This is a genomic window from Kribbella sp. CA-294648 (genome assembly GCF_050943845.1).
GTDB lineage: Bacteria > Actinomycetota > Actinomycetes > Propionibacteriales > Kribbellaceae > Kribbella.
Window position 1 is genome coordinate 5,883,914 of sequence record NZ_CP191981.1, and the last position, 20,966, is coordinate 5,904,879.

The 20,966-nt window shown below is 64.6% G+C and carries 22 protein-coding genes; 13 read left to right on the forward strand and 9 right to left on the reverse strand.

Features of this window, described 5'->3' with window-relative positions; all coding sequences use genetic code 11:
* Positions 1-20: 20 nt before the first annotated feature.
* Positions 21-611 carry a hypothetical protein gene (locus ACQPYM_RS27805; protein ID WP_433006005.1) on the forward strand — a complete coding sequence of 197 codons (591 nt, stop codon included), beginning with the start codon at positions 21-23 and terminating at the stop codon, positions 609-611.
* Between the two features lie 156 nt (positions 612-767).
* Here the strand turns inward: ACQPYM_RS27805 and ACQPYM_RS27810 are convergent, their stop codons facing one another.
* The 4 genes from ACQPYM_RS27810 to ACQPYM_RS27825 form a co-directional block, all read right to left on the reverse strand.
* A complete protein-coding gene (locus tag ACQPYM_RS27810) occupies positions 768-1,841 on the reverse strand; it encodes a beta family protein (protein WP_433006008.1) in 1,074 nt (357 codons plus the stop codon).
* A gap of 73 nt (positions 1,842-1,914) precedes the next feature.
* Complete coding sequence (locus ACQPYM_RS27815) at positions 1,915-2,331, reverse strand: hypothetical protein (protein WP_433006011.1); 417 nt, start codon at positions 2,329-2,331, stop codon at positions 1,915-1,917.
* On the reverse strand, positions 2,318-3,163 hold the full coding sequence (locus ACQPYM_RS27820; RefSeq protein ID WP_433006014.1) for a DNA/RNA non-specific endonuclease: 846 nt from the start codon (positions 3,161-3,163) through the stop codon (positions 2,318-2,320). The genes ACQPYM_RS27815 and ACQPYM_RS27820 overlap by 14 nt, the downstream gene beginning before the upstream one ends.
* A gap of 5 nt (positions 3,164-3,168) precedes the next feature.
* Positions 3,169-3,429 carry a hypothetical protein gene (locus ACQPYM_RS27825; protein ID WP_433006017.1) on the reverse strand — a complete coding sequence of 87 codons (261 nt, stop codon included), beginning with the start codon at positions 3,427-3,429 and terminating at the stop codon, positions 3,169-3,171.
* Between the two features lie 164 nt (positions 3,430-3,593).
* Here ACQPYM_RS27825 and ACQPYM_RS27830 point away from each other — a divergent pair, with 164 nt between their 5' ends.
* From ACQPYM_RS27830 to ACQPYM_RS27855, 6 genes are all read left to right on the forward strand, one after another.
* The gene (locus ACQPYM_RS27830; RefSeq protein WP_433006020.1) at positions 3,594-4,514 is read left to right on the forward strand and encodes a hypothetical protein; all 921 of its coding nucleotides are present in this window, start codon (positions 3,594-3,596) and stop codon (positions 4,512-4,514) included.
* Complete coding sequence (locus tag ACQPYM_RS27835) at positions 4,507-5,196, forward strand: RibD family protein (RefSeq protein WP_433006023.1); 690 nt, start codon at positions 4,507-4,509, stop codon at positions 5,194-5,196. The genes ACQPYM_RS27830 and ACQPYM_RS27835 overlap by 8 nt, the downstream gene beginning before the upstream one ends.
* Positions 5,189-5,641 carry a deaminase gene (locus ACQPYM_RS27840; RefSeq protein WP_433006026.1) on the forward strand — a complete coding sequence of 151 codons (453 nt, stop codon included), beginning with the start codon at positions 5,189-5,191 and terminating at the stop codon, positions 5,639-5,641. Before ACQPYM_RS27835 ends, ACQPYM_RS27840 begins: the two co-directional genes overlap by 8 nt.
* Positions 5,642-5,666: 25 nt before the next feature.
* Positions 5,667-6,560, forward strand: a complete 894-nt coding sequence (locus ACQPYM_RS27845) for an HNH endonuclease (protein WP_433006029.1) — start codon at positions 5,667-5,669, stop codon at positions 6,558-6,560.
* 98 nt (positions 6,561-6,658) lie between these two features.
* Positions 6,659-9,757 (forward strand): DUF3427 domain-containing protein, encoded by a 3,099-nt coding sequence (locus ACQPYM_RS27850; protein WP_433006032.1) that lies wholly within the window; start codon positions 6,659-6,661, stop codon positions 9,755-9,757.
* Positions 9,758-9,927: 170 nt separating this feature from the next.
* On the forward strand, positions 9,928-10,842 hold the full coding sequence (locus ACQPYM_RS27855; protein ID WP_433023399.1) for an aldo/keto reductase: 915 nt from the start codon (positions 9,928-9,930) through the stop codon (positions 10,840-10,842).
* A gap of 85 nt (positions 10,843-10,927) precedes the next feature.
* Here the strand turns inward: ACQPYM_RS27855 and ACQPYM_RS27860 are convergent, their stop codons facing one another.
* Positions 10,928-11,809, reverse strand: coding sequence for a LysR family transcriptional regulator (locus tag ACQPYM_RS27860; protein WP_433006035.1), 882 nt, complete (start codon positions 11,807-11,809; stop codon positions 10,928-10,930).
* Positions 11,810-11,942: 133 nt separating this feature from the next.
* Between ACQPYM_RS27860 and ACQPYM_RS27865 the strand changes: the two genes are divergently transcribed.
* Complete coding sequence (locus ACQPYM_RS27865) at positions 11,943-12,851, forward strand: SEC-C domain-containing protein (protein ID WP_433006038.1); 909 nt, start codon at positions 11,943-11,945, stop codon at positions 12,849-12,851.
* A 42-nt stretch (positions 12,852-12,893) separates the two neighbouring features.
* Positions 12,894-13,301 (forward strand): hypothetical protein, encoded by a 408-nt coding sequence (locus ACQPYM_RS27870; protein ID WP_433006041.1) that lies wholly within the window; start codon positions 12,894-12,896, stop codon positions 13,299-13,301.
* Between the two features lie 203 nt (positions 13,302-13,504).
* Here the strand turns inward: ACQPYM_RS27870 and ACQPYM_RS27875 are convergent, their stop codons facing one another.
* Together ACQPYM_RS27875 and ACQPYM_RS27880 are read right to left on the reverse strand one after the other, a co-directional pair.
* Positions 13,505-14,017: a plasmid pRiA4b ORF-3 family protein gene (locus tag ACQPYM_RS27875; RefSeq protein ID WP_433006044.1), complete on the reverse strand. Its 513-nt coding sequence runs from the start codon at positions 14,015-14,017 to the stop codon at positions 13,505-13,507.
* Positions 14,018-14,022: 5 nt separating this feature from the next.
* Positions 14,023-15,303 carry a hypothetical protein gene (locus tag ACQPYM_RS27880; RefSeq protein WP_433006047.1) on the reverse strand — a complete coding sequence of 427 codons (1,281 nt, stop codon included), beginning with the start codon at positions 15,301-15,303 and terminating at the stop codon, positions 14,023-14,025.
* Between the two features lie 94 nt (positions 15,304-15,397).
* Here ACQPYM_RS27880 and ACQPYM_RS27885 point away from each other — a divergent pair, with 94 nt between their 5' ends.
* The 4 genes from ACQPYM_RS27885 to ACQPYM_RS27900 all read left to right on the forward strand — a co-directional run bounded on the left by ACQPYM_RS27885 (position 15,398) and on the right by ACQPYM_RS27900 (position 18,677).
* Positions 15,398-15,802: a VOC family protein gene (locus ACQPYM_RS27885; RefSeq protein WP_433006050.1), complete on the forward strand. Its 405-nt coding sequence runs from the start codon at positions 15,398-15,400 to the stop codon at positions 15,800-15,802.
* Between the two features lie 89 nt (positions 15,803-15,891).
* A complete protein-coding gene (locus ACQPYM_RS27890) occupies positions 15,892-16,785 on the forward strand; it encodes a L,D-transpeptidase family protein (protein WP_433006053.1) in 894 nt (297 codons plus the stop codon).
* A gap of 91 nt (positions 16,786-16,876) precedes the next feature.
* Positions 16,877-17,575, forward strand: coding sequence for a hypothetical protein (locus tag ACQPYM_RS27895; protein ID WP_433006056.1), 699 nt, complete (start codon positions 16,877-16,879; stop codon positions 17,573-17,575).
* The gene (locus ACQPYM_RS27900; protein WP_433006059.1) at positions 17,568-18,677 is read left to right on the forward strand and encodes an ImmA/IrrE family metallo-endopeptidase; all 1,110 of its coding nucleotides are present in this window, start codon (positions 17,568-17,570) and stop codon (positions 18,675-18,677) included. Before ACQPYM_RS27895 ends, ACQPYM_RS27900 begins: the two co-directional genes overlap by 8 nt.
* On the opposite strand, the gene ACQPYM_RS27905 is transcribed toward ACQPYM_RS27900, so the two are convergent.
* Both ACQPYM_RS27905 and ACQPYM_RS27910 read right to left on the reverse strand, forming a co-directional pair.
* Positions 18,674-20,074 carry an amidase gene (locus ACQPYM_RS27905; protein ID WP_433006062.1) on the reverse strand — a complete coding sequence of 467 codons (1,401 nt, stop codon included), beginning with the start codon at positions 20,072-20,074 and terminating at the stop codon, positions 18,674-18,676. The two genes, ACQPYM_RS27900 and ACQPYM_RS27905, sit on opposite strands and share 4 nt — an antisense overlap.
* Before the next feature lie 52 nt (positions 20,075-20,126).
* Positions 20,127-20,939, reverse strand: coding sequence for an SDR family NAD(P)-dependent oxidoreductase (locus ACQPYM_RS27910; RefSeq protein ID WP_433006065.1), 813 nt, complete (start codon positions 20,937-20,939; stop codon positions 20,127-20,129).
* Positions 20,940-20,966: the final 27 nt, after the last annotated feature.

Genomic DNA, 20,966 nt, shown 5'->3' on the forward strand with positions numbered 1-20,966 from the left:
TCCTCGTCCGTCCGGAGGTGATGCAGCAACTGAGGGCCCTCCAGCGAGCCGCCGAGTCGCAACAGCCAGGCGGTCTGCGGGATCGAGAACTCCACGCCCTCAGACTCGGCCTTCGAGCACTGGCCAACGGCCAAGAGCAAAGCTTCGACGGCAAGCGCCTTCGCAACGCCGACCATGACCTCAGCGACTGCGCGGAAATCAAGCTCTCCGTCATCCCCGAGGCTCGCGGCAACACCGAACTCGGGCCCTCCCACCGCCTCATCTATCGCGAGTTCGAAGCAGAAGACGACGGCCCGCCGTACCGCGAAATCGTCGCTTTCGAACCTCGCAAGGACGACCGCCCGTTCCACGTCGCCGCAGCCCGCCTGAACCGCCCACTAGGCATGAGACTCGACCGCCTCCACTCCACCGCCGGCACACCCTCCACCCCCACCCGCCGCCCCACCAACGAGTCAGCCCCGATCCGCCACCCCCTCCCGCCAGACCTCCGCAAAGCCCTAGCCGCGGCCTCCGACGTAGCCCCCGCCCGCGGCGCCGTCACCGCCCAGCCCCCGTCACAGACCCCGACAAGCACCCGTAGTCGCCCCGACCCTCCCACCCGAGACCGCTGACCCCATCGCTTTAAGGCTGGCCGAAGGGCCGGGCGGAGGCTGAACCCCCGACCAGCGTGCAAATAGACCTCTCAATCACCACAGCCTTTGTCCGCCCCAGGCGCACCAACCAGGCATTGCGAAGCCAGCGCCAGCAGTTCATGCATGCCGAGTCCGCTACGCGGCTTGAAACGAGGCGAGATATGCGAGGTGATGAGAAGTTCCGATGGCCACCGGCTTGCTCGTCGAGCCCCAACCTGTTCCGAGCCCGTTTGCTCCAAGGGATATCTCGCTGTCACCCCAGGAGAACTCCGGCCCCGAGAAGCTGTCTGACTCGGCCAAATTCCGGCAGACGGTCTTCAAGGTCCGACCGCGGTCGCTGGTATCGGTTGTGCGCTCACGAACGAACAGCCAGTGGCCCGGACACGTGTACTTGACAGCTACATGCTTCGACGGAAATGGAACGCCTGCCCCGGGATGTGTGACGCCATAGTCACCTAGCCGAACCTGCTCCAATCCGCCGTCGTGGACTGATTTCCAGAGCAGTTCCTCGAACCGTGGTCTCTCCCAGAACGCGGTTCGGTCCAGGCTGGACGGAACGGAGCCGCCCAACACCGTCACCGACCGGAACGGTCCGAGTCTGCCAAGGTCAACCAGAGTGCCCGACACCCAGTCGATGAGCTCTACCGTGACGGAGTCGACGTACTGCAGATCCAGGAGCAGATCTAGGTTTTCGACTCCGATCTCGAGACCCGCGATGAGCCGTCCGACCTCCTCCGGCGTGGCGCCACTCCGGCGAACGCGAATCGCTCCACCAACTCCCAGCTCGTTGCATAGCCGGCCAATCCAAGCGACCTGATTTGCTGGTAAGCCGCTGCGGACGACAGGAATGAAGGGGATCTGCTCGGGATGGTCAAGGAGTTTGACGGGTAGCAGACTGTCGGCCAATTCAGCGAGGCCGCCAGGCTTCTCACCTCCAACGCTCGCCACAGCTTTCAACTCGGCAGCATCGACCATGATCAACCGCCCGAACCCATGGAGCCGCCGGACAACCTCCACCAGCTGCCGCGTATCACCCGCTGGCGAATGGTCGGTCTCGTGCAGCTCGAGGAGCGGCTGGACGATATCACCGTCCGACAAGGCCTTGAGCGCGGCGAACTCCCCTTGCTTCGCGCGAAGCGCCACGAGCGTCTCGAATTCCCCCGCCGCAACCATCGCCACCTCCGGTCGCCACCGTTCACGCTGAGTCACATTCGACAAGCGTAGATCGGAACAACCCGGCTCGCACCCATCACTGGCGATTCTTGGCTAGCGGGACCGGCGACTACGCAGTGTCGGATCGAGATGGGTGCCAGCTGGGCAGGTGCGCGGCGTCGCGCGGATAGGCCCGCTGGTCATCCTCAAGGAGATCGTCAGTCGCCTCGCCGCCAAACGGCGGCGTCTCATAGTCGAATTCTGCGGCAAGCCCATCCACGGGACTCAAGATGAACACAGCGTTGTACCAGGTGCCTGCGCCCTCTTCATACATGGCATCCCGAAGGTCATCACAAACCAGCTGCGCCTCCGCGTCGAGGCTGTGCGACCCATCAGCCGAGCCATCCAACATCTCAATCGCCAACTGCGTCTCCATCGTCGCGGCCACCGCCGACACCTTCAGCACAGCTCGCCCCCATCCCTCGGGAACCACTTTTGCCATGGCTGAGCCAATGGCATCCAGCGCTGCTTGGTCAGGAATCGGCATCGTTAGCCTCTCGTGTTCGGCGTGGCATGTTGCGGATGGTCTGCTGCGTCACGACCCCGTTGATCGAGTACCTCAGCGCGATCATGTCGGGGCGATTCTTGCTGGTCCGATAGAGCAGGTCGACCTGGACCTCCACATCGTGGCCGGATTTAAGCGCTACCCGCCATGCGTTCTCGGCCTTCTTGTAGGCGCTGAGATTGACCTTACTGCCCATCATCGGGACCAGATTCATCATCCCGACCGGCCCCTGAAAGATCCGCGCGAAGATGTGGCCGGCGTGATCACCTGCCAGCTTGTCTGCCAGTCTGCGCTGAGCCGCCGTGTCTCGAGGATGCGTCACATCGACGATGTCCAGCAGCGCTCTCGCTTGGACGACCCGGCCAGCCTCATCGGTCTCATAGGTGAACCGTTTGTCGACCCTCACTGTCTTGCTGGCCGGAGGCCTATCCAGAAGGTCCTTGTGATCTGGGTCTGTTGTTGAGAGCTCGAGGATCGAGTCTGAAATCTGGCGTTCTGCGGCTGCTGCAGGTGGGCGACCTGTGCGCGGCGGTGTTCCCGGTCCCCGCACACCGGCAACCATGTGGTCTGCCCAGGCTCGAGCCTTCGGCGGGGTTCCGCTGGCAAGGTGTGCCGCCAGCTCGCAGGCATCCGCGGCCGCCGCCAATTGATAGGCCGCCAGTCGCGCAGCGGGGTTGCCTGATGCAAAGTTCGCAATGAAGGACGCGTTGTCCCTGCACTGCGCCGCAAGCCGACGAAGGTAGCCGACTATCGCCGGCACTTGGTCTAGACACTCAACCAGGCTCTGAGCCACCCGCTGCAGCTCGGAAGGCATTCGCCCTAGATCTGATTCGCATAGCTGGCACAACCCGCTGCGGCAATCTGGAGACTCTGTACTGCGTCGCCTACGGCCTTGCTAGCCGCGTCGAGCAGCTGACAGATGTCGCGATCAGTGCCTGTGGCAGAACCCGCGATCAGCGCTTGTACCTGGGCACTGCTCTGGCCGAAGTTGTTCTGGAAACCTCCGAGACCGCCTGCCGCACGATTCGCTTCCACCGACATGTGATGCAGCTGTTCCTTCAATTGCTGTACGACCGACATCGCCACTCCTCAAGGTTCGACCGAGCCAATGCGTCCATGCTGACCGGAGCGGGTCGGCAGGGAAATTGGCCGAATCCGTGGACTCATTCCACAGCTCGGAAGCGTCCGGCTACCCTCTGTGGGATGGCGTACCACAGCTGGGGGGATGCGTGACTCGTCGAAGGATGTTCGATCCAGGCGTCGTGCCGGCCGCGTTCTGGCGCGACGACGTCGTACAGGTCGCGCTGGCTCGGCGTGATGTCGCCGAACTGTTCCGGGCTTACTTGAAGCAATTTGCGGACTGCACTCAAACCCAGTTGGCGTTGCTCACCGAGCATGATCGATCGGATGTCTCGAACTGGATTCGTGGCAGTCGCCACGGTCAAGTTTCCGACATTAATGTGCTGACCCGCATCGCTGAGGGCCTACGGATGCCCGACAGCGCAAGGATCCTGATGGGCTTGGCGCCCGCGGATGCGTTGGTGTCGTCGGTCCGCGACGAGCGGGAGCTCGCTAGCGCGCCGGGACTTGTACCAAACGCAAGGCGTCGTGTCGACGGAGCAGACTCGTCCAGCACACGGATTGCGATCTGCGGCAGCCGAGCGGTCACTGCCAACCAGCAAGTCATCGACGCAGCTGTGAGGTCTCTGGCTCGGCTTGTCATGGTGCGACGCCTGATGGTTAACCATGGACCGATCGGTGTAGGCATCGAAGTGATCACTCACATCGCGGACTACTATCAGCCCCCGGGCCTGCGTGCCGCGGTCGCGATCTTCGGCCGCCGCAATATCATCATGGACGCCGAGTACGTCGTCTTCGTCGGGGGCGGGAACGGTACGCAAGCTGAAGCGGACATCGCCATGTCTCTTGGTAAGCGGATCCTCCCGCTTGGTGCCAGCGGTGGCTCATCTCAGGCCATCTACCAGCAGATCCTCCGTACGCCGCTGCTGTCTGCTTGGATGAGCGACGGCACGCGGAGGGCACTGGATCATTGCGCGGACCTCGACGCTGATGCTGGGTCGGGCGACATTGCCCGCGTTGCGGATGATTTTGTTGACCTGATCGACAACCTTGTCGACGCCGACCAAGGAGACCCGCGTGACTGAGCGCCCCTCTGTCTTGCTGTCAGTGGCAGCCTCGATCGACGGCTATATCGATGACAACACCGATCAGCGACTCCTGTTGTCTAACGACGAGGACTTCGATCGGGTTGACGAAGTTCGGGCTGGAGTTGACGCAATTCTGGTCGGCGCCAATACCATCCGTCGGGACAACCCCCGCTTGCTCGTCCGCTCAGCTATTCGGCGCCAACAGCGTCAGGCGGCCGGCATGACCGAGTCGCCGATCAAGGTGACCATCAGCGCCAGTGGAAACCTAGACCCGTCGGCGAGTTTTTTCTGCACAGGCAACGTCGAGAAGATCGTCTACGTCCCCAGCTCCGCGGCGGCCATGGCCACACAGTCACTCGGAGAGGTCGCCACGGTGGTCGGCAGCGGCACCACGGTCGACCTCGCATTTGTCCTCGAAGACCTCGGGAAACGTGGCATCGCACGGCTCATGGTGGAGGGTGGTGGAACTATGCACACCCAGTTCTTGTCCGCCGGCCTCGCAGACGAGGTTCACCTTGTGGTGGCGCCGTTCTTCATCGGTGACAGTACCGCTCCCCGCTTCGTAGGCGACGCCAAGTTCCCACAGAACTCTGCCAACCGAATGAATTTGGCCGAGGTAAAACAGATCGGCGACGTCGTACTCCTGCGCTATCTCCCAAGCGGAGCACTAAGTGCCTGACTTCGACGACCGCCACTGGCTCCAGCAGGCCATCAACCTCTCCCGCTCCTGCCCACCATTGGCGACGGCGTTCTCAGTAGGCGCGATCATCGTGGACGCCAAAGGCACGGTCCTTTCGACCGGCTACTCCCGCGAAACCGACCCTCACGACCACGCAGAAGAAGTCGCTATCGCCAAGCTCTCCGGCAACAACGAATCCTTGGTCGGTGCGACGATCTACACGAGTCTCGAACCATGCAGCAAGCGGGCCTCACGCCCCCGAACCTGTACTGACCTGATCGTGGCCGCCGGCATTGGCCGCGTCGTACTCGCGTGGCGCGAACCGGCCATCTTCGTCGATTGCGAAGGGGTCGAACTCTTGAGCTCTGCGGGTCTCGAAGTTGTGGAGCTATCTGAGCTCGCCGACGCAGTCAAAGCAATCAACGCACATCTCCTATCCGACTGATGCTCGGTTCCTTGAAAGGCGGCGCATGAGGTTGGATCTGCCCGCGGACTTCGCCCTTCGTGACCAGATCATGAAGTGCCTGGCACAGCTCGCTGATCAGTCAGGCGGCATCGTCACCCGCGAGCAGCTGACCGATCTTGAGGTCGGGGGCGGGCGGCGTCGGATCGTCGATCGCAATGCCGGAATCTGGAACCCCAAGGATCTCAACGCGACGCTCTCCATCATGAGCTCGCCTACGGGTCCGTACCGGGACGGTCAGGTTGAGGGTGGCTTTTTCAAGTATGACTATCGAGCCGGATCGGTCGATGGCAGCAACAAAAAACTCCGTCGGGCAGTCGAGCTCGGCCTGCCCTTGATCTTGCTGTTCAAACTCAAGGCCAATATCTTCGTACCGGTCTTTCCTGTGTTTGCCGTCGCGTTCGACGATCAGGCACGCCAGTTCTTGCTCGCCTTGGATGAGTCGTTGCGGTTTGTCGAAGACCCCGGGACCATGTCCGAACCGCTCAAGCGCTACGCAGAGCAAACCACTCGCCGCCGGCTCCATCAGCCACTGTTCCGAGCCTCCGTGATCCGCGCGTACCAGACCCAATGCACTGTCTGTCGGCTGAAACATGGCGAGCTCCTCGACGCCGCGCACATCCGGCCAGACTCAGACGAAGAGGGTCTCCCGGTCGTAAGCAACGGTCTAAGCCTGTGCAAAATCCACCACGCCGCCTACGACCAGAACCTCCTCGGCATCCGCCCTGATTGGGTGGTTCAAATCAATCAGGGTCTTCTAACCGAAACCGACGGCCCGATGCTGAAATATGGCCTCCAGGAGATGCATGGCACCACCATCACGCTGCCGCGACGTAAGGCTGAACACCCGAGCCTCCAGGCCCTTGAATGGCGCTATGAGCAGTTCAAGGCTGCCAGCTAGACCGGACAGTCTCACAGGATGCCCCAAGCACGCCCAGCTGTCGGCGGGTCAGCAAATGTCGGCGGGATCTGACAAGCTCTCGGCGAGGTGGTGACTGGATGAAGCCCGGTATTTATGACGCACTCGTTACTGATGGCCTGCTGGGGGCACTCACTCAGGCTGAGGGACTTGCTCCGACGCTCGAAGACATCGACGACGCGGATCAGCCTGAGGTGCTGGCTCGGCACGTTCGGGACGCCGTATTGCGAACGCTGTCCGCGACTCGCGGCAAGGGCGAGCGAGTAGCACTCGTCAACGAACTCCTCAGCCGCCTCGCCGCGCAGCATGATGCATTGCCAGAGACGAACCCACAGCGACTCCTCGCGCTACGTCCAGCGGCTGGGCCGGGGGTGCACCAGCCTGGCGACAAGCGCCCCAGCACACCGCTGTCAGATGCAGCTCTTCTTACCAATGCCCACGGCGAGCCCGCGCTAGGCTCGGAACTGCGCGCTGAGATCGACACGTCGGACGAGGTCGACCTTCTCTGCGCCTTCGTGAAGTGGTACGGACTGCGACTTTTAGAACCAGAACTCCACCGCCTACGACAACGAGGCGCACCGCTCCGCGTCATCACAACGACCTATCTCGGAGCCACCGATCGAGCCGCCCTGGATCGGCTGGTCCGCGACTTCGGTGCCGAGGTCAAGATCCAGTACGACGTACTTCGGACCCGTCTGCACGCCAAGGCGTGGCTATTTCGCCGCAACACCGGCTTCGATACCGCCTACGTAGGTTCCTCGAACCTCTCTCGTGCGGCGCTCCTGGATGGAGTCGAGTGGAACGTCCGGCTGTCACGGATCGGAACTCCCACGTTGCTCAACAAGTTCGGCGCTACCTTCGACACCTACTGGAATGACTCCACCTTCGAGGCGTATGACCCGGAACGAGACCGTGACCGCTTAGATGACGCGCTAGCTGAGGCCGGCCACCGAAAATCGTCAGACCGCGTGACCATCTCGCTCGCTGGCCTCGAGGTACGTCCGCGGCCATACCAAGCCGAGATGCTCGAGACCCTCGCCGTCGAGCGTGAAGTTCACAACCGCCATCGAAACCTGGTGGTCGCAGCAACTGGCACCGGCAAGACTGTGATCGCAGCTCTCGACTATCGACGTCTCCGAGCTGCCGCACTCGCAAGCGGGAAGCTGGCCCCGTCACTCCTGTTCATCGCCCACCGAAAAGAGATCCTTCAGCAGTCTCTGCGGACCTACCGGGAGGTGCTGAACGATGCGTCTTTCGGTGAGGAGTACCACTCTGGGTTCCGCCCTGAGCGCTGGGATCATGTCTTTGCGTCCGTCCAAGCGCTGCACGGGTACGACGTAACCACGTTGCCGCCGGACTCCTTTGACATCGTGGTCGTCGACGAGTTCCACCACGCCGCCGCACCGACGTACCGCAAACTCCTGACTCACCTCCAGCCACAGGAACTACTCGGCTTAACAGCAACGCCAGAGCGCACCGACGGCTTCGACCTACAGTCGTACTTCGACGGCCGCACGGCAGTCGAACTCCGGCTCTGGGACGCTCTCTCTGACGACCTCCTCTGCCCCTTTCACTACTTCGGCATTGCCGATGGCACCAATCTGACTGACTTCCAATGGAAGCGTGGCCGATACGACGAGTCGGAACTCGAAGGCCTCTACACCGGCAATGACCGACGAGCAGCTATCGTCCTGCGTGAGCTTCAGGACAAGCTGACCAACGTCCAAGCGATGCGAGCTCTCGGCTTCTGCGTCTCCGTCGCGCATGCGGAGTACATGGCGAAGGTGTTCAACGAGGCAGGCATTCCCGCCCTGGCAGTGTCTGGCCGGTCCCTGCACGCCGACCGCGACCAAGCACTTCGCGATCTGAAGGATCGCAAGGTCAATGCTCTTTTCGCAGCGGACCTCTTCAACGAAGGACTCGATCTGCCCGAAGTGGACACCGTCCTCTTCCTGCGACCGACCGAAAGCCCAACCGTCTTCTTACAGCAGCTCGGCCGCGGCCTGCGCCAAGCACCAGGTAAGGCTGTGCTGACGGCCCTCGACTTTGTCGGACACCAACGCAAAGAGTTTCGATTCGACAAGCGATTCGGGGCGCTCACTGGGCAGACTCGCAGAGGTCTTCAGCGGCAAGTGGAGCTGGGCTTCCCGTTCCTGCCCTCGGGCTGCCAGATCGTTCTCGACAAGGTCACCCAGCAGACCGTTCTGGATAACCTACGGACCCAGGTCGTCGGGCGCTGGCCCGAGATGACCGCCGAGTTGCGTTCGCACGGCGACCAAGACCTTGGCACCTTCATCCGAGAGTCTGGTGTCGACATCAGTGACATCCTTCGCAACGGCAAGAGCTGGACTGCGCTGAGACGTAACGCCGGCCTACCGACCCGCGAAGGCACAGCTCGCGAGTCAACACTGCTCCGACGCGTGCGCGCCTTGGCCCACATCGACGACCCCGACCGCATGTCCACCTACACCTTGCTCCTGGACGACGCCGCGCCAGCCTATGACCACCTGAGCGAAGAGCAACGCCATCACGCCCGGATGCTCTTCTTCTCCCTATGGCCTGATGGCGGAGGCTTCAGCTCATACGATGCAGGGTTGCAGGCGCTTCGGTCAGAACAAGCCCTTCGCGACGAGCTGATCCAAGTCATCGACTTCTCCATGGACCGCGCTCGTCACCGAACCATCGAACTCTCAGGCGCACTCCACAGCATCCCGCTTCGTGTCCACGCTCGCTATCAGCGCGAGGAAATCCTGGCGGCTCTCAACTACGCGAGTCTTCAACGCCGCCCAAGCAGCTTCCGCGAAGGTGTTCTGTCCTCGAAAGACGCCGGCATCGACGCCTTCTTCGTCACTCTGACCAAGTCCGAAGCGGACTACTCCCCCACCACGATGTACCGCGACTACGCCATCAGCCCCACGCTGTTTCACTGGGAGTCCCAAAGCACCACCTCGGTCACCTCAGTAACTGGCCAGCGCTACCTGAACCATCGTTCCCTGGGGTCCAGCATCCTCATCTTCGCCCGCGAGAAAAAGCACAACGAGTTGGGCACCTCCCCCTATCTCTTCCTAGGCCCAGCCACCTACACCTCCCACACCGGCGATCGCCCCATCGCCATCACCTGGCGACTTGACCACGCCATGCCCACCGACTTATTCCAGGCGGCCTCAGTAGTCGCCTGACAAGCCTGGGGCTGCTGGTTGCCGCCCCTGCGCATTTCAGAAGACTGAGTGATCAAACTCAGTGGATTCTTCTGTTGGAGATCTCGGCTGGGATGGGCGAGGTTGGAAGTATGGAATTTACTCATCTGGGCCGGACTGGCCTGACGGTTAGTCGGATCGTTCTTGGGACGATGAACTTTGGGCCGCACACGAGTGTGGAGGACTCGCACGCGATCATGAGTGCGGCTCATGAGGCGGGGATCAACTTTTTTGATACGGCCAACGTGTATGGGCGGGCCGTGTCTATGGGGCGGACTGAGGAGATCGTTGGGGAGTGGTTTGCCAAGGATCCTGGTAACCGGCAGAAGACGGTGTTGGCTACCAAGGTCTATGGGGACATGGGCGATGGGTGGCCTAACGAGGGGAAGCTGTCGGCGCTGAATATTCGGCGGGCGCTTGATGCTTCGTTGAAGAGGCTGCAGACGGACTACATCGATCTGTATCAGTTCCACCACGTGGATCGGGCTACGCCGTGGGACGAGATCTGGCAGGCGATGGAGGTCGCCGTACAGCAGGGGAAGGTGCTGTACGCGGGAAGCAGCAACTTCGCGGGTTGGCATATTGCTCAGGCGCAGGCTGAGGCTGCTAAGCAGAACTACACCGGGCTGGTGAGTGAGCAGTCGATCTACAACCTGATTGTCCGGGACGTGGAGCGGGAGGTGTTGCCGGCGGCGCAGGAGTTTGGGCTTGGGGTGATTCCTTGGTCGCCGTTGCAGGGTGGGTTGCTGGGTGGCGTACTGCGGAAGGACGTCGAGGGCGTACGCCGGCTTGAAGGGCGCGCCAAGGAGGCCGTGGAAAAGATGCGGCCGCAGATCGAGCAGTACGAGGCGTTTGCGGATGAGATTGGGCATGCGCCTGGCGACATCGCGCTCGCCTGGTTGCTGCACCAGCCTGCCGTGACCGGGCCGATTGTCGGGCCGCGGACGATGGAGCAGTTGGAGTCCGCAGTACGGGCCGTCGATCTCAAGCTCGACGACAAGTCACTGGCGAAGCTCGACGAGATCTTCCCCGGGTACAAGACCGCCCCTGAGGATTACGCCTGGTAGGTCTACCACACCAGAGTCGGCTAGTCCATCACCCGTACGACGCAGCGTTGTCGTGCGGGTGATGTGGTTGTGCCGGTGGCGGGGCTTAGGTGTTGCTGGTGGGGAGCATGCCTATTAGGGCGTCGGCGGCTAGGGAGGCTGCGGAGCCGGTGGGGACTGCTACTGAGACTTGCCAGGAGTCGGCTGAGTTGGGGGTTAGGGGGATGGTGATGTGGTCGCCTCGTTTGGCGGCTATGCGTTCTGGGACTAGGGCTACGCCTAGGTTGTGGCTGACCAGGGCCAGGAGGGTGTGGACGTCGTTGACCTCGATGGTGACGGGGTGAGCGACGCCGGCTGTGGCGAAGGCGTGGTCGGAGATGGCTCGGGCGCCCCAGGTGGGGTCGAAGTCTACGAAGGCCTCGCCTGCTAGGTCTTGGAGGGAGACGGTGGAGGCCGCGGCTAGGCGGTGTTCTGGGGAACAGACCATGACCATGTCTTCGGCCGAGAGGGGGCGTAGGTCTAGGCCTTCGATGGGGTGGCCGGCGGTGGCTACGAAGGCTACGTCTAGGCGGCCTGAGGCTAGTTCGTCGAGCATGGGGGTGGAGCCGCCTTGGCGGACTTCGATTTCGACTCCGGGGTACGCCGAGCGGAACTTTGCCAGGAGGGCCGGTACGTCGACGACGCCTAGGCACTGCTCGAGGCCGACGGTGAGGGTGCCGCGGAGTAGGCCTTGTACTGCGGCTACCGCGTCCTTGGCTGCCTCGGCGGCGGCTAGGGTGCGGCGGCCTTCGCAGAGGAGGGCTCGGCCGGCTTCGGTGAGTTCGACGCTGCGGGTGTTGCGGACGAAGAGGGAGGCGTGGAGTTCGCGTTCGAGGGCCCGGATCGACGCGGAGAGGCCGGACTGCGAGATCGACATCGCCTCGGCGGCGCGGGTGAAGTGCTTCTGCTCGGCGACGGCGACGAAGTGTTCGAGATGCCTCAGCTCCATGACTCAGAAGTATAGGTTATCGATTTCCCGTGATTCTTCGGTCTCAGATGTCCCTGTGCGCTATGGGGACGGGTTGTCCACAGGTTCCCAGAAGGTTCCGGCGAGGCGGGCCGTGATCCATATCTTCCCTGGCATGAAGAACCTGACAGCAGATGAAGTCCGTAGCGGTTGGCCCGACGGGCGAGTGGCAGAAATGCTGGATGCCGCGCAGACACACCTACTAGAAGATCAGCCGGAGGAGGCCGTTGCGATCTGGCAGCAACTGATCAGCGAGGGAGGGGAAGCAGCTGATTGGGGGCATCTCGAATTCGCGGACTACTTCTTGAGTTCGGAGCAGGAACGTGGGGCTCGCACCGAACTGGTGACACTGGTGGTGGGGCGGCGTGCAACTGGCGTGCAGTGGCTGTCAACGGCAGAGCTACTTGAGGACCGCGGGCAGTTGGAAGAGGCACTGGTCTGGTACTCCGCGGCGGCTGGTGCTCTCCCGGCCGTCGAACCAGCCGCTCTTGACGAGCCGCCCATCGGCGGTATGGCGCACCAGGTCGACGACTGGACGGAGGAGCTCCGAGCCGGCCGGCGCAGGGTCAGGTGGGGTCTGGGTATCCCGCTCGATGAAAGGGACCTGCTGGCACCGTTGGGCCAAGCCGAGGCTGAAGAGAAGGTCCGAGGTCTGAGTCGCCTGCTGAGCTACCCACAGGTGATCGACGGCAGATTGCAGCTCAGGAGTCGGCGCGACCTCGACAGGCTCAGGCGGCTGGATCCAGGGATACCCGCAAGATTCGTGGATATCTACTACCAGTTCGCTGAGCGTGAACTGCGAAACCATGGCAGTGGTCGGGTCGTAGTACTGCCGCGTCTTTTCGACGTGTTGTCGCCCTGGGCGCAGGCTGCCTTCGGCGCGAGAACCATGGCCGAACTGGTATCGGTCACCAGCCGGTGTGACGTGGGCGAGGCGATCGAGTGGCCGCCGGGGCGTAATCAGGGGTGTTGGTGTGGATCTGGGGTCAAGTACAAGAAGTGCTGTGGGTGGCCGCCTGACTGAGGGATGCGGGGATTTGGGGTCTGCCGTCGGTAGGGTGTGGGCATGGCTGATGAGTACCGCGTTGAGGTTGAGCTCGATGATGCTGAGCATGGATTGTCGTTCTGGGAGCGGCTTCGGGCGCTTGATGTGGATGACGATGCGCGGAAGCGGCTCGGAGGTCAGGTGACTGTGACGCGGGATGGGTCGCGGATGCTGATCTATGCGGACACCGAGGCGGATGCTCGTGAGGCTGAGAAGACGGTGCGGGAGGTCATCTCGGCGGATGAGTTGAGCGCGGACTACACCCTGACTCGGTGGAGTCACGCGAAGCAGGAGTGGGTTGATCCGAGTACGCCGGAGGACGAGGTCGGCGCGGCGGAGCCTAGCTACGAGGGTGTTGAGACGCCGGATCCGCGGTATGTGGTGATGCAGGCCTACAAGCCGGAGTTCCTTCGCGACCTCGGGCTCTGAGGCAGCTTCGGCGGCACACGTCTTGGCGGGCCGCCGGGGTCGCCCCTGAGTGGCTGCGCGCGAACTCCAGCCGCGACCGGCCCGTCCTCGGTCGGCCACCCGGCCGCCTGGACGCGCCCCGTGCGACGGTCTACCTCAGGAATTCCAGGCGGCGTCTAGTACCTGTTATTGGGTAGCCGGGCAGCAAGCCCGGCCCAGAGCAGTTACAGGAGTCGGGCTAGATCCGTGTTGGTTCCGGTTAGGTTGAAGGCTGTTGGGTCGTAGTTGTTGCCGAGCCAGTTCCGGTAGTGCTTGTGGTCGGGGTGGGCGGGATCCGCGTACGCCTTCAGGAACTCGTCGAACGCGTACGGGCCTCCGATGTCCTCGGGTGGGCAGTTTCGTCGGCCGGCGGTGCAGCGAATCGTTGGGGCAGGGGTCGCGGGTCGCGTTTTCTCGACGGTTACCAGGTGGTCCCAGTTGTCGCCGAAGTCGTAGAGGTAGGAGAAACGGTCCCCCGCCTCGGCGACGTCGGCCAAGGTGTGGTCGGCCGCTGCGAGCAGGGTCTCCGGTGCGTCGTCGTAGGTCTCGCCGTAGCTCCTGCCCGCGATCTCGAACCCGTACAGGTGGGAGTTCGTCCACCCCATCGCGACCTGGATCACCAGGTGGAGTTCTGCCAGGCTGGTGGATCCAGGGACCTCGATCCGCCGCCAGATCGGTGGCTTCACGTGCTCCAGCACCACTTTCAGCTGGTAGTCGAAGCGGTCGTCTGCGGAGGAGCCTCCGACTCGAGGCGCATGACGCCTTTGCGGGCGACCCTTGCGGCGGTCTGGTCGGGAAAGTGTTCGGCGAGGGCTCGTAGTACCGGGAGGGTGTCGGGGTGGTCGGAGCGCCAGAGGTTCTCGAAGAGAGCGGCGGGGTCGTACCCGATGCCGTTGGCGAGGTCGCGGATCGACTCGCGCGCCGACCGCGGGTGGCCGTCCAGGTCGGTGGCGACCATGTCGATGAAGACCCGGTGGAGGTCGTCCAGTGTGGATTCACCCGCCGGCAGTCCGCGAGCTGACAGCCAGGCGTTGGCGTGGGGGCGGAGGTCGGGGTCGTCGAGACAGGCGCGGACAGCCCTCTCCGCGACGACGCCGATCTGGTTGAGCATCCCGAAGGCGACGACCCGGTGCGTCGGCGTACCGCCTCGTGCGTACTCGAGGATGCGGTCGGTCGCGACCTCCGGCCCGACCAGTCCGAACCATTCCTCGAAGGCCGAGTCCTGCGTCAGACCCAGATCGAGCACCTCAGCCACCGTCGCGCCGGCCAGGTCCATCACGAATGGCGCGCCGATCCCGCCCGACTCGAACCAGTGCACCAAACCGAACCGACCCAAGTCGGTGAGCCGAACCAGTTCGTCCTCGACGATGAGCGCATCGATCGCGGCCAGCGACTCCACCAGGCGTCGGACCGACGGGTCCAGCGCCGCAAGCACTCGCGATGGGAGTGCTGCCGGTTCTAGAGCGGCCCCATCGAGCCCGATCTCGAGTGAGGCGGTGACGGCGTGCTCCGCCAATCCTTCAACGGTGTTGCCCCGCGTGTCGACGTACAGCCGCATCAACACCGGTAGCACGAGTCCGTCGTCGGCCGCCGGTAGCTGCCGCAGTGTCGAGGTGAGCAGGTCGATCCAGAGCTCGACGACGCTGCGGTCCGAACCGTCGTCCGCATCGGCGCGATATTCGGCACGCCCGGCTCCGCCTTCGACCAGGTGCATGCCGACGACCGACGACCACAGTGCGCTCAGCTCAGGGAATCCGGTGGCCGAGCGCGCCTGGGGATGCTCTGGCAATCCGAGCTCCCGCACGGCCGCCCTGGCGTCGGCGAGCAGCAGGGTGCCCGCCTTGGTGACCCTGCGCCTGCCGGTCCACCTGGCCAGGCGTCGTACCAATTGCAGGCGTTCGCACTCGCGTGCAGCGGCAGCAAGCTGCGCGAAGGGAGGCAGCCGCACAGCGGGTAACTCGAACAACGGCCGCGATTCGTCCATGGTCGTCCAGCCTACGGCGTGGCGTCGTACTGTCGAAATTGTTCTGTCCTAAAGGCCGGAGGACACGGTGAAGAAAAAGCTACCCGTACTACGGATGGTCGACGCGGTGACGATTCGAGTCCCTGATCTGGATGCCGGGCTGGCGTTGTACCGAGATCGGTTGGGGCATGCGTTGTTGTGGTGGAATGACGAGGTTGGGCAGGCTGGATTGGCGTTGCCGGACAGTCAGACCGAGATCGTGTTGGCTACTGGGCTGGATTATGCGCCGACATGGTTGGTTGACGATGTGAGCGAGGCGGTTGCGGCGTTTGTTGCGGGTGGGGGTGTGGTGCGGAATGAGCCGTTCGACGTGCCGGTTGGGCGGTGTGGGGTGGTGGCTGATGCGTTCGGCAACGAACTGGTGTTGATCGATCTGTCGAAGGGTCGGTACACGACCGATGACAACGGTTCGGTGACGGGTGTGGAGCAGGACGGCTCCGGGAACCCGTCGGAGTACTAGCCTCGGCGGGCGGCAGGCTGTGCGGCGGGTCTTCGGCTGACGGTGCTGCCTCTCTGCGACTCTGAGAAGTGCCGACGGAAAGGGGAACCGTGTCTCGCCGACGTGGTCTCGTTGCTGGTACCGCCCTGCTGGCCCTCGTGCTGACGGGATGCGCCGACGTTGCGGCCGAGCCGAACTCCTCCGGTACGCCGAGCGCTACCGCGTCCTCCGGCAGTCCGACGACCACGCCGAGCACGACGCCGAGCGCCACCCCGAGTACGCCGGCGCCCACCTCGACGCCGACCCCGACGCCGAGCAACCCGAGCAACCCGACCCCGGGCACCACGGGCACGCCCACCCTCACCCCGACCCCCACGCCTACAGGCCAACCGACGGGCCAGCCGACCGCGAGGCCCAAGCCGCGGCGGCCGCCGGCGGCGTACGCGAAGCAGGTGGAGGCGAAGCTCAAGGCGTTCGGCTACCCAGTGGGCGATGTCGACGGTGACATCACCACGCGGGCCAAGCAGGCCTTGTGTGCTTGGCGTGAGACGAACGGACTGCCGGTGAGCCGGGGCGGGCTGACCGCGGCCGATGTCTGGTCGGTGCTCAAGGCAACCAAGCGGCCGGCCGCCAACCGGGAGCCGGGGATCTACGTCAACAAGACCTGCTTGGTGCTCTACCAGGTCGTCGGCAAGGAGATCCGCCGGATCGTCTGGGTGTCCACCGGCGCGCCGGGGTACGAGACGCCGAACCGCACCGGCAAGGTGTGGCGCAAGTGGGCGGGTGCGCACGAGAGCAGCCTGTACGACGACGCGTACATGTACGACTCGATCTACTTCCTCAAGGACCGGCCGGGCATCGCGCTGCACGGCAGTCGCGTCAACAGCCTGATCAAGACCTATCCCGCCAGTCACCGTTGCGTGCGGGTGATGCGGCCGGAGATCCACCACATCTTCGAGGAGACTCCGATCGGCACCAAGGTGCAGGTCTACGGCAAGTACTGACCCGGCAGCCGGCACCAAGACTCGCACCGATCCGCGACACGCCCACTTGATTTTCCGGCAACTGTCCGGGGGTTCGGCTATAACTGGTCGCATGCATGAAGACCTGCTCGCCGAGGTGACGTCGGACTGGACGGCCAGTGGCGTCCTGCCGGAGCTGGTCGGGTTGTTGCGCGACGTCTGGCGCACCAACCTCGATCGCCACGAACCGGCCCTCGGCGACGACGCGGTGACGCTCGGGATGGGGTCGGCGCGCAACTTCGCGAACCGGACCGTGCAGGAGTTCGCCCGTCGTACCGACGTGGTTGCCGACCTCCAAGGCAACTCGTTGCGGGTCGTCCACCTCGGCCGCGTTCTGCGTGCGTCCAAACTGCCGGGCAAGTCCGTAGACGCGAGTCCGTACTCCGTCGACTGGGAGTCCTCCGCGACCAGACACCAGGGCCCGGCGGCGAACAGCCAGCAACTCGAGCTCTTCGACGGGTTCGAGCTGCCCGATGAGGAGCTTGAGGCCAACTCGAGAGCCAATTCGCCGCGGTACCTGCATCTGGCCTGGGCCGGCGATGCGGAGACCGGCGATATCGCCGCGCATCTCGGCTTCCCGCGCGACACCAAGGACGGCGCCGAGCCGTGGTTCGCCGTACGGCTGGTTCATCGCGATCTGCCGGGCGACCAGTTGCCGATCGTGCCTGCGACCGGGTACGACGCGGACCGGTTCGACCAGCGTCCGGTGCCGCCGATCGCCGTTCGTCTCCGCGATGCCGAGCAGCAGGCGGCCGGCAGCGATGGTGCGTAAGCCAGACCCGGACCCGAACGAACGGCGGTCCGCGGGCGTTGCCGTGCGCTTCGATCCGCTCCGGCTTGCCCTCGCGCGCCGGCTGCGGGGACTTCGCCGTACCGAGCTGGCCGATCTGATCCGGGTGACTCCGGCCGCGGTCAGTCAGTTCGAGCGGGGTCAGACGAGGCCGACCTTGCCCTTGGTCGCGGCGATGTCGTTGGCGCTCGCAGTACCGGCTGAGTTCTTCACGTTGGGGCGGTCGCTGCAGCCTGGTTCGGCTTCGAGTCCGCACTTTCGCAGTCTGCGGGCCACGAGCCAGCTGCAACGGGATCGCGCGCTCGCCTTCGCCGAGTTGGCGGCCGACGTACTGACGGCGCTTGAGCAGCAGGTCGAGTTGCCGCACCTGCTGCTGCCCGATTTGCGGGCGCCCGAGGATCACGCCGACATCGCGAAGCTGGCGGCTGAGGCGCGCGAACATTTCGAGTTGCAGCCTGGTCCTGTGCCGCACATGGTCAGGATGCTCGAAGCGGCCGGCGTGCTCGTACTGCGCCTGCCGGAGATCTCGCAGTCCGTCGATGCATTCTCGGCCCATCTCCCGACTCGTCCGGTCGTGCTGCTCAACCCGGCCAAGGGTGATGCCGCCCGCGCACGCTTCGACTCGGCGCATGAGCTCGCGCATCTGGTGATGCATTTCGATGCGGCGCCCGGTTCGCGGCTGGTGGAGAAGGAGGCCGACTCGTTCGCCGCCGAGTTCCTGATGCCGGCCGATGAGATTGTCGACGAGCTCCCCCGTCGGCTCGACTGGGAGAAGCTGCATCACCTCAAGCAGCGTTGGGGAGTTTCGCTCAAGGCGCTTGTCTACCGCGCGCACCACCTCGGCGTACTGACCCCCAACGCGTACCGGCGTGGGATGCAGCAGCTCAAGGAATGGGGATATCCCGAACCGGGTCCGCTGAGCGCGATCGAGGCGCCGACGTTGCTGCAGTTGACGTTCGAGCTGCTGGCGAAGTCTGGCTATGGGGCCGATCAGCTGGCCGATGAGCTTCACCTGCCGTCGCCGGTGCTGAGCGAGATTCTGAAGGCTGGGAGCGATCCGCGGCCTCGATTGCGGCTCGCTTAACCAGCTGCCGCTAAAGGCCAGGGCCGGTGGGGCGCCACGGAGTCGACGTAGGCGGCCAGGCGGAGTGCAGCGAGGTCGTGGAACCGGGGCGCGGCGATCTGCAGGCCGATGGGCAGGCCGTCCGTGGAGAAGCCGCAGTTGACGGTGGTCGCGGGGTGGGCGGACATGTTGTACGGGACGGTGAAGGCGATGTGTTCGAACGGCTTCAGCGGATCGTCCGTCGGGTAGGCGAGCTCGGCGGCGAACGCGGTGATCGGGGCGACCGGCGACAGGATGACGTCGTAGTCGGCGAAGGCGGCGTCGACGGCGACGGCGAGCGCATGCATCTGGGAGTGGCCGTGCAGGACGTCGAAGGGGGTGAGGTCGGAAGCGGTCGAGACCCATTCGCGGATCTCGGGGAGGACCTTGGTCTGGCGGTCCGCGGGCAGGTTGCTGATGTCGTACGCCGAACGTACGCGCCAGAAGCGGTCCAGGCCGTCGAGCATTTCGCGGGTCACGATCGGGCCGATCGGTTCGACGAAGGCGCCCGCTTTCTCGAGCAGCGCGGCGGCAGCTGAGACGGCTGCGGTGACTTCCGGATCAACCGGCAGACCGACGCCCGCGTCGAGGAGCAGACCTACGCGGATGCCTTCCGGGGTTTCCAGGTCGGCAAGGTGGGATGGGTTCAGCGCTTCATCGTGCGGTAGAGACGTGTAGTCGCGGCGGTCTGGGCCGGAGATGATACTCAGGGCGAGCGCGGCGTCGGCCGCAGTACGGGTGAGGGGGCCGATCGCTCTTCCTGGGTACGGGATGCCGACTGCTACCCGGCCGTGGGTTGGCTTGACGCCGACCAGGCCGCACCAGCCGGCGGGGAGGCGGATCGAGCCGCCGATGTCGGTACCGATGTGGATCGGGCCGTAGCCTGCCGCGGCCGCTGCGCCTGCCCCCGCGCTGGACCCGCCTGGGGTGCGAGTGAGGTCCCACGGGTTGCGCGACAGGTGGTGGAAGGTCGAGACGCCGGACGAGAGCATGCCGTAGTCCGGCATTGTGGTCTTGCTGAAGATGACGGCGCCGGCTGCGCGCAGGCGGGCCGCGGCGGGAGCATCCTCGGGTGCCGGGATGAGTTCGGTCGCGGCCGTCCCCTGCGGAACCGGAGTACCGCGGGTCGCGATGTTTTCCTTGACGGTCACCGGTACGCCGTCCAGCGGGCCGGCCTCGCCGCGGCGCCACCTGTACTCCGATTCGCGGGCTGCCGCGCGTGCTCTGTCGGGTTCGAGAGCGTAGAGGGCGCAAAGCTTGGGTTCGAGCGTCTCGACCCGGGCGAGCACGTCTTCGAGCACCTCGACGGGCGACAGCGAGCCTTCCTGGTAACGGGAAACGAGCTCGACAGCGGTCAGATCGGCGAGGCGCTCGGTCATCGTGGTCAGGCTCCAGACAAGTCAGTGGTGATCCGGCTCGGGTTCCGCCAGCTCAGTTCGGTGGGTCGAAGCGGCCGTCGACGGCGGTCCAGCCTCCGTCGACGTGCAGGACGCTGCCGGTGACGAAGGTCGAGGCGTCGGAGGCGAGGTAGACGACGGCGCCGGCCAGTTCGTCGGGGGTTGCCCATCGGCCGAGCGCCCCCTTTTGAGCGTACGCGTCGTACCAGGCCTTGTTCTCTTTGATCTGCGCGGTGAGTGGTGTCTCGACGACGCCGGGGGCGATCGCGTTGACCCGTACGCCGTTCGGGCCGAGCTCGGCGGCGGCGGTGCGGAGGAGCTGGACGAGACCGGCTTTGGTTGCCGCGTACACCGATTGCCCGGCCTCGACGGTGGTCGCGCGGATCGAGCTGAACCCCACGATGCTGCCCCGGCCGCGCGCCGCCATCGGGCCGCCGAACGCGCGGATCAGGTCGAACGACGCGCGCAGGTTGAGCGCGACGACCCGGTCGAACTCCTCGCCGGTGTAGTCGAGGATGCGCTTGCGGACGTTGGTCGCCGCGGTGAAGACGAGCACGTCGACGTCGCCGAGCTCGCGGGCCGCGGTGGTGATCGCCTGCTCGTCGAGTACATCCAGCTGGTACGCCGTGAGGTGGTTGCCATCGGCCCCGGTCTCCGTTGCTGCGCCGAGATCACGGTTGCCGAGGGCTACCGTCTCCGAGGCGGCGGCGAGGTCGCGGTCGGCGGCGGTCACGCGGGCGCCCTGGGCGGCGAGGGCGAGAGCGGCTTCCCGGCCGATGCCGCTACCCGCACCGACGACGACCGCATGCCTGCCGTCCAGCCGGAACAACGTCGCATAGTCGGTCATCGGTGGAACCTCCTTCTCAGGACTTCG

Excerpts from the sequence above, each read along its gene's own strand:
- ACQPYM_RS27885 (WP_433006050.1), top strand. The coding sequence starts at position 15,398 with ATGGTCGACGCGGTGACGATTCGAGTCCCTGATCTGGATGCCGGGCTG.
- ACQPYM_RS27830 (WP_433006020.1), top strand. The coding sequence starts at position 3,594 with ATGTTCGATCCAGGCGTCGTGCCGGCCGCGTTCTGGCGCGACGACGTC.
- ACQPYM_RS27865 (WP_433006038.1), top strand. The coding sequence starts at position 11,943 with ATGAAGAACCTGACAGCAGATGAAGTCCGTAGCGGTTGGCCCGACGGG.
- ACQPYM_RS27805 (WP_433006005.1), top strand. The coding sequence starts at position 21 with ATGCAGCAACTGAGGGCCCTCCAGCGAGCCGCCGAGTCGCAACAGCCA.
- ACQPYM_RS27845 (WP_433006029.1), top strand. The coding sequence starts at position 5,667 with ATGAGGTTGGATCTGCCCGCGGACTTCGCCCTTCGTGACCAGATCATG.
- ACQPYM_RS27870 (WP_433006041.1), top strand. The coding sequence starts at position 12,894 with ATGGCTGATGAGTACCGCGTTGAGGTTGAGCTCGATGATGCTGAGCAT.
- ACQPYM_RS27855 (WP_433023399.1), top strand. The coding sequence starts at position 9,928 with ATGAACTTTGGGCCGCACACGAGTGTGGAGGACTCGCACGCGATCATG.
- ACQPYM_RS27860 (WP_433006035.1), bottom strand. The coding sequence starts at position 11,809 with ATGGAGCTGAGGCATCTCGAACACTTCGTCGCCGTCGCCGAGCAGAAG.
- ACQPYM_RS27825 (WP_433006017.1), bottom strand. The coding sequence starts at position 3,429 with ATGTCGGTCGTACAGCAATTGAAGGAACAGCTGCATCACATGTCGGTG.
- ACQPYM_RS27905 (WP_433006062.1), bottom strand. The coding sequence starts at position 20,074 with ATGACCGAGCGCCTCGCCGATCTGACCGCTGTCGAGCTCGTTTCCCGT.
- ACQPYM_RS27880 (WP_433006047.1), bottom strand. The coding sequence starts at position 15,303 with ATGGACGAATCGCGGCCGTTGTTCGAGTTACCCGCTGTGCGGCTGCCT.
- ACQPYM_RS27815 (WP_433006011.1), bottom strand. The coding sequence starts at position 2,331 with ATGCCGATTCCTGACCAAGCAGCGCTGGATGCCATTGGCTCAGCCATG.
- ACQPYM_RS27850 (WP_433006032.1), top strand. The coding sequence starts at position 6,659 with ATGAAGCCCGGTATTTATGACGCACTCGTTACTGATGGCCTGCTGGGG.
- ACQPYM_RS27820 (WP_433006014.1), bottom strand. The coding sequence starts at position 3,163 with ATGCCTTCCGAGCTGCAGCGGGTGGCTCAGAGCCTGGTTGAGTGTCTA.
- ACQPYM_RS27910 (WP_433006065.1), bottom strand. The coding sequence starts at position 20,939 with ATGACCGACTATGCGACGTTGTTCCGGCTGGACGGCAGGCATGCGGTC.
- ACQPYM_RS27895 (WP_433006056.1), top strand. The coding sequence starts at position 16,877 with ATGCATGAAGACCTGCTCGCCGAGGTGACGTCGGACTGGACGGCCAGT.